Annotated in this window: 11 protein-coding genes and 1 pseudogene; 3 read left to right on the forward strand and 9 right to left on the reverse strand. The window is 66.2% G+C overall.

Annotated elements, in window-relative coordinates; translation table 11 throughout:
* Positions 1 to 204: 204 nt before the first annotated feature.
* Both VM889_10200 and VM889_10205 read left to right on the forward strand, forming a co-directional pair.
* Complete coding sequence (locus VM889_10200) at positions 205 to 1,485, forward strand: helix-turn-helix domain-containing protein (GenBank protein HVL48917.1); 1,281 nt, start codon at positions 205 to 207, stop codon at positions 1,483 to 1,485.
* Between the two features lie 71 nt (positions 1,486 to 1,556).
* Positions 1,557 to 5,351 carry a fibronectin type III domain-containing protein gene (locus tag VM889_10205; GenBank protein ID HVL48918.1) on the forward strand — a complete coding sequence of 1,265 codons (3,795 nt, stop codon included), beginning with the start codon at positions 1,557 to 1,559 and terminating at the stop codon, positions 5,349 to 5,351.
* 292 nt (positions 5,352 to 5,643) lie between these two features.
* On the opposite strand, the gene VM889_10210 is transcribed toward VM889_10205, so the two are convergent.
* Together VM889_10210 and VM889_10215 are read right to left on the reverse strand one after the other, a co-directional pair.
* Positions 5,644 to 6,411 carry a 3'-5' exonuclease gene (locus tag VM889_10210; GenBank protein HVL48919.1) on the reverse strand — a complete coding sequence of 256 codons (768 nt, stop codon included), beginning with the start codon at positions 6,409 to 6,411 and terminating at the stop codon, positions 5,644 to 5,646.
* 73 nt (positions 6,412 to 6,484) lie between these two features.
* Entirely contained in the window at positions 6,485 to 7,057 is a 573-nt protein-coding gene (locus tag VM889_10215) for a protoglobin domain-containing protein (protein HVL48920.1), read from the reverse strand.
* 149 nt (positions 7,058 to 7,206) lie between these two features.
* On the opposite strand from VM889_10215, the gene VM889_10220 reads away from it, so the two are divergent.
* Complete coding sequence (locus VM889_10220) at positions 7,207 to 8,154, forward strand: winged helix-turn-helix transcriptional regulator (GenBank protein ID HVL48921.1); 948 nt, start codon at positions 7,207 to 7,209, stop codon at positions 8,152 to 8,154.
* Here VM889_10220 and VM889_10225 read toward each other — a convergent pair.
* The 7 genes and pseudogenes from VM889_10225 to VM889_10255 form a co-directional block, all read right to left on the reverse strand.
* Positions 8,151 to 8,351, reverse strand: coding sequence for a hypothetical protein (locus tag VM889_10225; GenBank protein HVL48922.1), 201 nt, complete (start codon positions 8,349 to 8,351; stop codon positions 8,151 to 8,153). The two genes, VM889_10220 and VM889_10225, sit on opposite strands and share 4 nt — an antisense overlap.
* Before the next feature lie 64 nt (positions 8,352 to 8,415).
* Positions 8,416 to 8,595: pseudogene (locus VM889_10230) on the reverse strand (hypothetical protein).
* Between the two features lie 615 nt (positions 8,596 to 9,210).
* Entirely contained in the window at positions 9,211 to 9,492 is a 282-nt protein-coding gene (locus tag VM889_10235; GenBank protein HVL48923.1) for a winged helix-turn-helix domain-containing protein, read from the reverse strand.
* Between the two features lie 11 nt (positions 9,493 to 9,503).
* Positions 9,504 to 10,409 (reverse strand): hypothetical protein, encoded by a 906-nt coding sequence (locus VM889_10240; protein HVL48924.1) that lies wholly within the window; start codon positions 10,407 to 10,409, stop codon positions 9,504 to 9,506.
* Positions 10,410 to 10,624: 215 nt separating this feature from the next.
* Complete coding sequence (locus VM889_10245; protein HVL48925.1) at positions 10,625 to 11,242, reverse strand: hypothetical protein; 618 nt, start codon at positions 11,240 to 11,242, stop codon at positions 10,625 to 10,627.
* Positions 11,239 to 12,006: an ABC transporter ATP-binding protein gene (locus tag VM889_10250; GenBank protein ID HVL48926.1), complete on the reverse strand. Its 768-nt coding sequence runs from the start codon at positions 12,004 to 12,006 to the stop codon at positions 11,239 to 11,241. Before VM889_10250 ends, VM889_10245 begins: the two co-directional genes overlap by 4 nt.
* Positions 12,007 to 12,015: 9 nt before the next feature.
* On the reverse strand, positions 12,016 to 13,416 hold the full coding sequence (locus VM889_10255; GenBank protein HVL48927.1) for an ABC transporter permease: 1,401 nt from the start codon (positions 13,414 to 13,416) through the stop codon (positions 12,016 to 12,018).
* Positions 13,417 to 13,673: the final 257 nt, after the last annotated feature.

Raw genomic sequence — 13,673 nt, forward strand, 5'->3', positions numbered from 1 at the left:
CCTCACCCCCGCGCGGACACAACAAGGCCGCCCCCAAAACTATCAAAGCGTCCCTCTTCCTTGCCGCATCGCCGGCGTTCTTCGTCGTGGAAGCCGCCTGTTGCCCCTGGGGTGACCCGAATCCGATCGTCGCGCTTACGAAGCTCATCGGCTGCATCCTCGCGGCGGCCCCGCCCTGTTAACGTCGCGCTGCTCGTCTTCGCGATGCTCGCGGTCCTGCCCCCCGCGGCCGCCCAGCTCGAGCCGGGCCCCCCGGGAACCATCACGGTGAGCACGTCGCCCGCGATCGACACGCCGCTGCTGAAGACGCCCGGGGTCCGCATCGCCCAGGACGCCAGCATCCCCGCGCTCATCATTCCGGAGCCCGTGTACGGCCCCGTCGCGGGCCTGCGCGTGGACCACCCGCCCTTCGTGCAGTTCTGGCTCACGTACCACGGCTGGAACATCAACGTGCTGGACCTCTGGTTCAGCAACAACTACTCGAACGAATACCTCCAGAACGGCAACCGCTTCACGGTCGCCGGCTGGCAGTCCTTCGACGGCGAGACGCACTGGCATTCCCGTTGGGCGATCGAGATCGCGGCGCGAGTGCAGGAATACCACACCGGGACGCGGGGCGCGCCCAACATGACGCCCTATTGGCATCCGATCGCCTATCGGGTCCACGACGAGACGCCGAACATCCATTACTCGGTTCACGCCCGCGAGGCGGGCGTCGCGGTGAATGATTTCGTTCCCGTCGTCGAAAGCGAGCACGCGCCGTTGCGGGCGATCACGCCCGCGCGCGCATCCGACTCGCACGCCGCCGGCAATCTCGAGAGCGCCGTGCAGCCGTTGGAGGCCGCGGCGCTCGCGCCGGCCCCGGCGCCCCCCCGACCTGCGGACGCGCCCCTGGAGGCGACGCCGGTCCCGAAAGAGGAAGCGACGATCGCCTCGTTCGCCGATCCCGCCTCAATTCTTTCAAGCCCCACGGCCTTGGCGCTCGTCGCTGCGGGCGCAATCGTCGTCGGCTGGCTTGTCGGCCTCCTCGCAAGCAGCCGGCTGGTCCGCCATCGGATCCTCCAGCAGCGGACGCGAGCGGCGATCTTCGAGGCCATCGACGGCCGACCGGGCCTGACGCTCGCGGAACTCGTTCCCATCGTGGGCGTCCGGCGCCAGACCGTGGCGTACCACCTGCGCGTCCTCGTCCAGCAGAAGTACGTGGTCACCCGACGATGGGGCGAGCGCACCCTGCACTTCGCAAGCGATGCGAGCGAGGCCCGCGAGCCGTTCACGCGGGTCGTGGTCGGGCGCGCGGATCGCGCGCGCCAGATCCTGGAGACCGTCCGCGCCGAGCCGGGCATCACGTCCACGCGCCTCACGGAGCGGCTCGGACTCGGGCGCTCGACGGTGCGATGGCACCTCTCGCGGCTCGAGGCGTTGAGGCTCATCGAGACGCGGCGGGCGGGCGGGGTCATCGAGTTGCGGGCGGCCGGCGTCCGCTGACGGCGTCCGTCATTTCAGTGAGCGTGCCGAATCGAAAATTAAAATAGTGACATTGACATGTCACCCCTTGGGTGGGGCGTCTGGTTTCATTCCGGGGAAAGGAGGCGATTCAATCGGCAGGCTTCGCGGTCATCCTTCTGGTCCTCGTCCCGACGGCTTCGGCTGGAACCGTCGAAGTCCACCCTCAAACGCTGCCCGGTCCGAAGGCCTTCGCCGCAGCGGTATGGACCGGCGAGGCTGTGTACCTCTTTGGCGGCACCAACACTGCCGGGGGATTCACGCGCGACATCATCAGGTTCGACCCTGCGGGAACCGCGACTCTCCTTGCAGCTATGCTGCCTGAAGCCGTCATCGAGTCAGCCGTTGCGTGGGATGGCACGCACGCATATATCATCGGAGGGAAAACGGCGACGGGCTATTCGGATAAGATCACGCGATTCACACCCTCCACCGGCACGGTCGCGGTCCTCGCTTCTAAGCTTCCATCGCCGCGCGGCGGGTCTGCCGCGTTTTGGGATGATCGAGACCTTCCCGCCAGAGGATGTCCCGGCGGTTGCGTTTATGTCCTCGGGGGAAGAATTGGGTCTTACAACGACATCGATGCGATCGTGAAGTTCAACCCAGGCGATGGAAGCGTTACGACACTTCCTGAGGTACTGCCACGTCGCTCTTCTAGCCATTCAGTCGCCTGGACGGGCGACAAGGCTTATGTCGTCGGCATTTACGAGGGCAATCAGGGCTACCTCGATCCAAGCATCGTCGAATATACGCCAACTTCAGGCGCCGTGAGGACAAAGTCCGTTGCTCTGCCTTTTGGTCGGCAAAGTCCCGCGGCTGTTTGGAACGGCTTCAACGTCCTCGTCATGGGCGGTTACAACAATGGCGCGACGTCTCAGATATTGCGCTACGACCCCGTGCGCGATCAAATCGTAAATTTCGCGGTCAATCTGCCGACAGGCCGTTATGCGAGTGCAGCCGTATACCAGGGCGCGCTGCAAACTCTCGTCTTCGGCGGCTACTCAAGCGCTGGCCAAACCTCTCAAATTCTCCGGGTCTTCGGCGATGCGCCGCCCAGCGGGCCTGTGGACACGACCGCGACAGCCGGTCCCGCGCGCGGGCAGGTGACTGTGACGTGGGCCCCCTCCTCGAGCAACGGCGGGGACCCCATCACTGGGTATCGCGTCTATCGCGGAATCGCGCCCGATAACGTCGTCCATCTCGCGACAGTGATCAGCGGAACAAACTATGCCGATACCGGTCACGGAGACGGCTTGGCGCTGTACTATCAAATCTCAGCCGAGAATTCTATTGGCGAATCGGTTCGGTCGGAGGTCGTCAGCGCGAGGACGTTCTCAGTGCCTGGCGTCCCCCAAGCGCTCATTGGCGAGAGCGGCCCAAGGAGAGGCTCGATCACCCTAACTTGGGCAGCGCCGGCGATAGACGGTGGCAAGCCAGTCACGAGCTACCGTATCCAGATCGAGTCCGAGGAACGTGGACCGATGCCCACAATGTCGGTCGGAACGTCCACGAATATCGCGATCGAGAATTTGCTGGACGGTGAGCAGGTCTCAATCCGCGCCGCCGCGGTCAATGAACTAGGAGAGGGACCTGCAACTTCGAGTATCCGCGTTCGGGCGCCTCATGGCCCCCTGTCGGAAATCAAAACCGCCCCTTCAATGTTGACGATGCGCATAGGTGAAAGCGCCCCCTTCTCCGCGAAGGGATTCGATGCGCGCGGGAACGAAATCCCTATCCAATTGACCTGGAGCGCGACATGTGGGGCCGTAGACGCAACTGGGTTCTACGTAGCGCCACGAGAAGTTGGCAGCTGTGTCATTGCTGCAACGGCGGAATCTATCCAAGGCCGAGCGAGTGTCGAAGTTCTCCCGGGCCCTCTCGCGTCCATCGAGATCCTCGCCTTTCCGGTCGAGGTGGGCGAGCGCGTCGAGTTTGCGCTCATCGGCTTCGACCGCTACGCCAACCGCGTGCCGATTGACCCCTCCGTCCTCGTTTTCGAGGCTCCCACACGAGCGGGCGAGATACGCCTCTGTCATTCTCAAAATGAAATCGAGGTCTGCGCATCGGTCATGGTTCAGCCGGGACCTGTTGCCCGCGTCGCGGTCGAATTGCCGGATGGGCCCATCGTCGCGGGACAATCCTATCCGGTGGTCGCGAAGGCCTTCGATCGTTTCGAGAACGAGGTCGCCACGTCCATTGCACTCATCGCTCACCGCGGACAAGCGGATGACGGCATCTACGCTGCGCCCGAGGTCGCCGGATACGATCAGATCGACGCCCACGTTGACGGCGTGGCAGTCTCTCTCTTCGTCGAAGTCGTCGCCGGGCCCCTTGCGACGCTGCGGGTGCTACCGGAGGCGATCACCCTATCGGCGGGTGAATATCTAATGATCGTGGTCGTGGGCTTCGACGCGTTCGGCAATGCGGTCGCGATTGAACCCGAACTGACGGCTTCGTGTGGGTCCGTCACGGGCAGCAGCTACCTAGCCCCGACAATGGCGGATCAGGCCTGCACGATCGAGGCCCGCTTGGGCGCCATCGCCGGCTATTCGCTGATCGATGTGGTGGCGGGACCCTTGGATCTCCTCCTCCTGTCCGGCCCTGAGAGCGTCGAGGCAGGATCCGTGATGACGCTCCGCTTCGATGGCTATGATTTCCACCGTAACCTCATCCACCGTGCCACCGGATCGTTCGAAGAGGCGGTTCCAACCCAGGCGGGCACGGCGAAAACTTGCATCGAAATCGATGGCATTGAAGCCTGCTGGAATTACAGCGTGGTTCCGGGGCCCATCAACGGTTTCGAGTTGCGATTCGAGGAATCGCCTCTCGTGGTGGGGAGCATCTATGCCTTGATCGTTGAGGCCTTCGACCGATACCGCAACCCGGTCATGGCTGACCCGCTCGTCACCGCCGAGCGAGGTTTCATGGAAGGCCTGCAATACAGAGCCCCCACGCTTGCGGGTCACGACACGGTCGTCGCTCGGGAGGGCGGTGTGGAGGCCTCGCTCTCGTTTGTCGTCATTCCGGGCCCCTTGGCCCGCCTTGCTGTGACGGGGTCAACGGCGGTCGAGGTCGGCAGCGAAATCAAGTTCGACGCATTCGGTTTCGACGCATTCGACAATTCCGTTCTCTTCACGCCAACTTGGACCGCGAGCAGGGGAGTGATCCAAGCGGATGGGCGCTACGCCGCGCCGACAGTTCCGGTCACGGCTGAGATCCAGGTCCACGCTGACGGCGTCGCGAGTCCGGTTCACGTCGTCCAGGTGCACGCCGGGCCACTCGCGCAGATCACCGTCGTATCGCCGGCGGCGGTCGCCAATGTGTGGCGCCCGTTGACGGTGGGCGCGATTGGTCACGACCGCTTCGGGAACGATGTGCCCGCGTCCGGTCTCGAATGGTCGACCGACCTCGGTCAGATCAGCACCACGGGCAAGTTCCTATCGACCCGGACCGGCAACGCGACGATCCTCGCGACGGTCGGCGAGATCGTCGGGGCGCTCGCGCTGCCCGTGGTCGATCGGCTCGGAGTTGAGATCGAGATCAACGACGCCGCTGGCTCCATGAGCGGTCTCCTGCGAGGAGACGGCGAGGGCAAGGTCAACGTCACCTTCGCCGACGGAAGTCCCGTGGCGCAGGCGCCCGTGGCCGTGGATCTGCATTACGTCGACGTGCTGGGCCGGCCTCGCTCCGAGCGCCTTGCGTCGGGCGTCACCGGGCCTACGGGCGAAGTTGAATTCGAGTTCCCCGCCAAGCTCTATCCCCCCGGTTCCTACGCTATCGTCGTGTCAACGTCGTGGTGGCAAAACCAAGGCATGGCCTCACGACCGCACACGGTTGCGGCTCCATGACGGTGATTCGAGTCAAGAAAACGGAGGGTGGCCCCCGTCCTCGAGCGGGCCCCGCGGGAGGGCGATACATCTCCCGTGGCTGGCGAGCGTCGAGGACGGAGGACCGGGGACGCAAAGCGAGCCTTGCGCCAAACCTCTCGACCATGGAGAATACGCGGCGGGAGATAAGTTGGTTCTGCCTTTTCTAGCCGGCCGGGTTCGCCCGCCGCGCTGCGCCCCGCGTGGTTGGACGATGAACGGGCACCGGGAGTCGGGGGGATTCGAACCTGTTCGGAGGCCAGCCCCCGGGTGTTCACGCAGGTTCCTTGTGACCGGCCTCGCGCCAGCGCCGGGCCTTCGGGTGGTCGCCCTTGCTGAGGATGAGCTCCTGAACGGCGGCCTTGGTGGACGTCGGGAAATCCTGGTTCGACATCCACTGCAGGTACCCGGGATCCGTATGGGCGACGATCTGGCCCTGATAGCGCCCGAAGTTGTAGACGACGCGGCCCTCGTCGTTGATCACGAACTTGCCCGCGCGGTCGATCTCGTTGTCGGGTCGCGTGAGCTTCACGCTCGACGCCTCGTCGAGGCCCGCCGCCTTGCACATCGCGCGCCACACGTCGAGCGTCATCTCCACGTCGGCCTTCGCGTCATGGGCTTTCGCGTGCTCGACGCCGAGCCATCGCAGGGCCGCGCCCGCGAGGGTGCGCGGCTCGAGCGCGTGCCACATTCGGTAGACGTCGATCTCCTGCACCGTCGCGAGGTCGATGCCGCGCTCTCCCGCGCGCCGCAGCTCGCGGTCGAGAATCAGCGTGTCGAAGCCCCTGGAATTGTATCCGAGGAGCGTGGCGTCCGCGATGAGGCCCTGCACCTCCGCGGCCACCGCGGCAAAGGGCGGCGCCTCCGAGACGTCGGCGTCCGTGATGCCGTGCACCGCGGTCGCGGCTTCCGGGATCGGGACGCCGGGATTCACGCGGAACGTGCGCGCGGACCCGCCGATCGGCAGCAGGGTGATCTCGACGATGCGGTCCTTCTCGGGATCGGTCCCTGTCGTCTCCGTGTCGAAGGCCACGATGCGCATGAAGGTCCTTTTCACGAGCGCTTCGGGGGCTTGTAGCCCTTGCCGTGGCCTGTTTGCCCGCGCTTCGAACGATCTACCAATCGCCGTCGCGTGCGTAGGGTCTCGACCAGAGCGCGACCTGGATCGTGAGCGACTTTCCCCACGCGGCGTGCATGGCGTCGACCTCCTCCGGCGTGTGGCCGCCGAGCGCAAGGAACTTGCGGATGTCACTCATCGGGTGAACCATCGCGACGATGAAGCGAAGCGGCACGACGTCGGTGGACTCGACGCCGTCCGTCCGGTTCTTCTTGCTGCGATGGTGCCGGAGGGCGATCTCGTTTTGGTAATCGAGCCACGCTTGGTCCATCGGACGCTCGAGCGTGTCCTTCAGCCACATGACGAGGCGGCCGTGCGCGGCCTGGAGGTAGCGGTCGATGGGCTGGCCGTCCTTGCCGACGAATCCGGAAACGAAGATGCGTCCGAAGACGCCTTGCCATTGACCGAGCATCGCGTCGAGGTGCTGCGGCAGGAACGTCGCGGCCTTCCGGAGCGCCGCCTCGTCTCGCGGGGTCCACCCGACGCATTCCTGGAGGTCGGCGAGGTCCTTCATCGTGACCGGGGAGCGTGCGACGGCGGCCGTGCCGTACGTGTAGCCGGCGGTGTGCATGGGATCCATCGGGGAGATTCCATGCCGGAGAAAAGGGCGTGGATCGAGGGCCCGACGGTTCATGCTCCGCCGTCGCCGCGGGTTCCGTTTCGTTCGGGGGCGCGCCCGCTTTCGGAAAGGGCTATGTCGCGCGCCGACCGTCCGCGGCCGTGGACGCGACGGACATCGCCATCATGCGGGAGGTCTTCCGCGAGCGTGTCTTCTTCTGGGGGAACCTCGACCCGCGTCTCTCGCTTGAGACCATCGCGCGCCGCGTCGGCCTCGCCCGCACCACGGTCCGCGCGCGGATCCAGCGCTGGTCCAAGGACGGGTTCATCGAGCGCTACGAGGTCATGCCCAACCCCTCTCTCTTCGGCGCGCGGCTCGGCGCGTGCGGGGTCCGCATCGAGGACCCTCGCGCGAAGGCGCGCTTCCTCGACGAGCTGGACCTCGTCGACGGCGTCGTCGTGGCGCTCGATCACCTCGGGCCTTGGGTCGTCGTGGATCTCGTGATCGACGAGCCGCGCCTCCTGGAGCGCCGGCGCAGGCTCATGGCGCGCCTCCCCGGCGTCAACGAGGTCGAGGAATGTCTTCCGATCGAGACCCCGCGCGCGACCGCCGACTTGACGGATCTCGACTGGCGCATCGTGAAGGCGCTCCGCGAGGCGCCGCTTGCGACGATCGACGCGACGGCGCGGAAGGTGGGCGTGAGCGCGAAGACGCTCGCGCGGCGCTACGAGCGCCTCGTCGCGTCGAACGCCGTGTGGTTCGTCCCGGTGCTCGACTTCGGCGGCTACACGGGCGGGAGCGTGGGGCGACTCATCGTCACCCTCGCGAAGGACGCGGACCCGCGCAAGGTCGCGAAAGGCCTGCGCGCGCTTCCGGGTGCCCTCGTCGTGGCGGACCTGCACCCCGTGCACCCGGGCCCCGTCCCGGGGCCCTTCGACGTGCTCTGCCACCTCGACGCCGTCCCGCACGCGGAAGCGGTGCAGCGAGCGGCGCTCGACGTGACGGGCGTCGCGGGCGTCGAGGTCATCTTTCCCCGAAGCCTGCGCGTATACAACGGATGGTTCGAGGCGCAGATGGGGAAGCTCGACGGCGCGTCGCCGCGGCGCTAACGCTTCGGGACGTCCCGGATCGGCGTCATGGGCGGGGCACCGTCCGTGGACCCTCGCGCGCTCGCCACCAGAGCCTCGTCCTGCAGTCGATCGACGCGGATCGCGAGATTCCGGCGCATCGTTCCGTGGCGGTCGAGGTGGTCGGCGTCGCCCTCGTTGAGGATGGGGATCTCGTGATCCGTGCGCGGGATCGGCACCCTCGCCCCTGTCGGCCGCGACGTGTAGAGTGTACGCGGCCATGTGGCCCGTCCGCGGTCCCTATCAGATCTCCACCACGACCTCGCCCTTCGCCGCGTTCGCGTACGTCCGTCCCTTGAACGTCCGCATGTCGCCCGCGAGGCCCGCGAAGCGATCGAGGCTTTTCTCCTGCGTGTGGATGGGGACGAGCATCCCGGGCGAGGCGTTGCGGATGAGCTTCAGGATGTCCTGCGCGCCGCCGTGGCCGCTGACGTGCGTCGTGCCCGTCTCGCTCCGAGCGTCTTCCGTCTGGCGTCACGGGTTCCACAACGAAGTTGAGTTCGCGTTCCCGAGCAAACTCTACCTCCCCGGTTCCTACTGGAAGGGTGCGTCAACGTCGTGGTGGCAAAACCAGGGCACGGCGTCCCGGCCGCACTCGATCGCGGCTCCATGATGGTGGTCAGAGTCAAGAAAGCGAAGGGTGGCCCCGTCCTCGAGCAGGCCCCGCGGGAGGGCGATACATCTCCCGTGGCTGGCGAGCGTCGAGGACGGAGGACCGGGGGCGCAAAGCAGGCTTCGCGCCGAACCCCTCGTCCATGGAGAATACGCGGCGGGAGATAAGCTGGTTCTGCCTTCTCTAGCCGGCAGGTTTTCGCCTGTTTTTCGTACGGGGCCGTTCCCGTCAGGTTTTCCGCGGCCTTTTCTCCTCCAGAAGTTGAATCGATCCCAACCCATGTCACCAAGTCAGTTGACCACGCGGGCCTTGCGCTCCATTTCCCACGCTGTGCGAGACCTCGAATTCACGCCGTCGCCCCGCGGCCGTCGACCGGCTTGTACAAGAATCGCCCAGGATCGCGCGATCGGCTCTTCGGCCAAGGCTCAAAACCGTTCGTCGCCCACGAATTCCCGAAGGGTGCCGACGAAGGCATCGTAGGTCCGCATGCCTTTCGGGGTCATGGCGATCCTTTCGACTCCTTCCGCGTCTCGCGAGACCGCAATGAGGTCCTTGGAAATCATCCAATCAAGATACTTCTTGTAGACGCGATAGTTGAGCCGGACCGCCAACTGGAGGTCCGTCTTCCGGTAGACGCGCTGGTCACGCCAGAGCCGTTCGAGAAACCGGGCCACGACATACAGGTCGGGACGTTCGAGGTCGGCCATCGGTGTCCGCCTCAGGACTCGATCTGCGCCATGAGCTCCTCTTCTCGACGGCGCAGTCGGGCCACTCGTTTTCTCCAATCGCTGAGCTCGCGGTCCAGGGCGCGGAATTCACGCAGCCAGATGCCCGTGAGGCCGAGGAGGAGGACGGCGGCACCCGCGACGAAGGCCCATCGCGCCCACGGCGCTCCGCCGACGGTGTCTCCCACTTGCCACGCCCAGGGAAGCAAGAGGGGGTACCAGAGGAAGATCCCGAGGAACCCCGCCATGAGGAGATATCGGCGCGTCCGGACGAGCCACGCCTCCGTGCGGATCGCGAAATGGTAGAGGGCTTCGGCCGTGGTCTCCTCAGGGGTCACCACGGATGGCTCGCGAGCTCGTCGCTCCTTCGTCCAAAGGGTGAAGCCGATGAAAGCGACGATCGCGCCGAGGGCCGCGAGGGCGGGCAGCACGGCGGAAAAGGGCGAATCGAAGAGCGCGCTCGAAACGAATTGCGCGCGCGCCTCCGGTCGGTTGGCGCGCCAGTCTCCCGAAGCAGGCCATTCGAAGACGGCGTAGAGACCGGGGCATCGCGGGTCCGCGTAAAAGGAATCGACGGCCTCCCCGGCAAGGAGGCGCGCGGGGGGATTGATGATGTCCTCGACGGGTGCGCGGAACTCGTGTTCGCGCATGCCGCGGATGACCGGCGCTTCCGGGCTCACGGGCCGACCCTGGACAAGGTCGAGGTAGGCCCAGCAATCGAGGAAATACGCGTCGCCCGGGCTCACGGGGAAGCGGTACGTGGCCTCGACGTAGCTGTCGTGGGGGATCGAGTAATGGCCCACGAGGCCGAGGGTGACACGCGCCGTTTCATTGACGACGGTCTCGTTCCCGATCGACTCGAAGGGCATCTCGCGCGCGGAGCTGGCGAGGAGGCCCAAGAGGAACAGGCTGGTCCCCAAAAGGACCAGGCCAGCAAGAGCGATCGGCGCGGCAGTGCCCTGATGGACCGCAGTCGATGAATCTCCTCGAAGTTGCGTCAAGGGATCACGGGACATGCTTGCGCGGAAAGCGACCGCGGCGTCATTTCAGCTTTTCGAACCCTACCACGGCCGATGGCTCGGCCATCCCCGGACGAAACGCCCGTCGTCACGTGTTACCGTCCCGAAGGGCCGCGGCGTTCGCGCCGTTGGATCATCAAGCCCGAGAGCGCGGCGAGGATTCCCGTGGTCCCGACAGAAATGAGGACCATCGGAAGCCACCCCTCCATTTCGGGGTTCTGGACGAGTTCGGTCACGGCGCTCGGCGGATTCGATCGCCAGTCGCCTCGGTCGCTCCAAGTCAGGATGACGTAGACGTCACTCGCGCAATGTCCGTCGGATGCGCGCGATGGGAGCGTGCCGGCCTTGACGTGGAACATCCCTTCCGTGACGCCGCGCAAGACTGTCGCGCTCGGACTGAGGGGCGTCCCGGCGAGGAAGCGCTGGTGGTCGTCGCATCCGAGAACGTAGACGTCTCCCGAGCGGTTCGGGAACCGGTACATCCCCATGATGGTGCCGCTGTCGAGGACGTCGATGCCGTGTGGGACGGCGTACGTCCGCGACGCCGTTCCGTCGCGCGCCGTCGGGGCGCCCACGGGGACGAAGTCGTTCCGGTCGACGTCGGCGCTCGCAAGGGCATACGAGAAGCCGCTGATCGCGAGCAGGACGACGCCGACCATGAGGACGTGTCGTCCGCGCGCCGAGGGTTTGACTGGGCTGAGATGAGCTTTCATGCGTTTTCCTCCTGACGGGTCGGTTGTGGAGTTTCAGATCCGGTGCCTTCGAGAAGCTTGATGAGGGCGGCCTCGAACGCGCGCGGGTCGCTCCCGAGCGTCGCGGCCGGGCCGCTGTAGGTGAGGCGACCCCGCGCGACGATGGCGATGTTCGCGCAGAGTTCGTGGACTTCGGTCGCGTCGTGGCTCGACAGGAAGACGGTCACATCCTGCTCCCGCGCGAGCCGCCGAAGAAGCTCCCAGGTTTCGCGCTTGGAGGGCAGATCGAGTCCCCGCGTGGGCTCGTCGAGGAACAGGACTCGAGGGCGGGAGAGCAGGGCGCGCGCGAGATCGACCCGCCGCTTCATGCCCGTGCTGTAGGAGGCGATGGCGCGATGGCGGAAGCGGGGGTCGAGCCGCACCGCGTCGAGAGCCTCGCGAACGGCGTCCTCCGCGCGAGGCATGCCGCGGATGCGGGCGAAGTATCCGAGATATTCCCGGCCGGTCCACGACGGCCGGCTGTCGGCCCCTTCGTCGCCCACGAGTCCGATGATCTCGCGGATGGCGAGCGGCTCGCTGACAATGTCGTGACCCGCGACCGTCGCGTGGCCCGCGGTGGGGCGGATGAGGGTCGTGAGCATTTTGATGGTCGTGCTCTTCCCGGCTCCGTTCAGCCCGAGATAGCCGTAGATCGTGCCGGTGGGAACCGCGAGGTTCACGCCGTCGACGGCGACGAATTCGCCGTATCGGCGCGTCAGGTTCTGTGTTTCGATGGCGTATTTCATGGGATCATCTCACGAGATGCGTAGGCGTCGGACGAAGGCGAAGGCGGCCAACGCGAGGGGCGCGGGCAAGGAGGCGATGAGCAAATGCTCGGACGCATCCGAGACCGCGGCGTGGATCGGGATTTCGGCGTGCGCATGACGCGTCTTGTTCTCGCCGGCGACATCGTACTTCGCGTGGATGTGGGCGACGTAGAAGTTCTTGGAAAATCCGTGCGGGTCGCCCGGATTCACCGTCAGGGGGAGGCGCAAGACGACGCCTTCGATGGGGCCGTTCACGATGGCGCCAGGGAGCGGTGCCGTCTCGTTGCGCGCGACCTGCTCAAACGTGAAGTTCCGCGACAGGTACGTTCCGTTGTCCCGTCCCGCGGGAATCGTGATCTCCACGGTGAGGTTCGTGACCGGAATGGATGGATCGACGGGAAGCAGGAGGACGAGGTGACGCTCGTTGTCCTCGTTGACCGCGAGGGGATCATCGGCCGTCTCGAGGTGGGGGTTCAGGAAATCCAGCTCGAGAGGGCTCGCTCCGGGTTCCCCGAGGGAAGCGAGGATGTTCACGGGACGCGCCCCGGGGATGTGGACCTGGGGCGCGCTCGGCTCCGCGATTCGGTACTCGTCGTTGGCGGCGGCCGCGGGAGCGAGGACGATCGCGGCGACGACCAGGGTTGTCAACCCTTTGTGGCGCGGCGATGCCTCCCAATCTTCGGGACCTTGACCGCGAAGGTAGACCCATGCCGAGAGGAGGGTGAAGCCGAGGGTGGTGACGGCGAGGGCGACGATGGCCTTCGCGGGGTCGACCGGTGCTAGGCCTCCGCTGGCCTCGCTCGATACGGCGTCAAGGAGGTTGGGGTGGGGGAAGAGGTGCAGGATCGCAAGGAGCGTTCGGTTCGGGGCCGGATCCTGGAGCACCTGAGCCATGAAGACACCGCTCATCACCGACACGACCGCAATCGAAACCGCGAGGCCGACGGGCGCGGCGAGCGAGCGTCCGGTGAAGACGATGCCGAGGAACGTGCCGATGGCGGTGTAGGCGAGGATGAGCCCGATCGCGATGGGGACGAAGTCCTGGAAGATCTCCCCGCCCGCGCCGAGATGCCAAGCGATGACGGCAAGAATGGGCGCCGTCGTGACGAGGTACAAGACCCCGACGCTCGCCGTCACCAGAATGTTGGCCGCGAACCATCGGGATTGGGTGATCGGCGCCGTATAGAGGCTGTGCGTGAGGCGGGACGCGCGCGGAGCCGACATGCGGGCGGCGGCGAAGGGCGCGACGAAGGCCGGGACGACGAGAAACGCGACGACGCCGAAAGCGCGCAGCAGTTCGGGTGCGATGGCGACGGCGAGGAATCCGATGAAGGCCGTGGCCGCGGCGGCCCCCGCGAGCGCGAATCGTCCCCGGGGGAGGCCCCGCATCTCCTCTCGGTAGATCCTCCAAACGGTCGCCCTCGCGGATCGAGGCGATTGCCATGACGGGCGGGGGCTCGCGCGCAAGTTCGGCGGCGGTGTCATCGAGACGTCATGGCGCGACGTGGGCAACAGGGTAACGCCACAGCGATACGTACCGAGGATACGTCGAATCCGCCCCGTCCAGCTTGCGGGCGAGTACCACCGGGTTTGCCTCCGCCGGGCCCGTCATGCGAGGGTCCGCCGCGTGGCCACGCCCTCGCGCA

The organism is Candidatus Thermoplasmatota archaeon, from assembly GCA_035540375.1.
GTDB lineage: Archaea > Thermoplasmatota > SW-10-69-26 > JACQPN01 > JAJPHT01 > DATLGO01.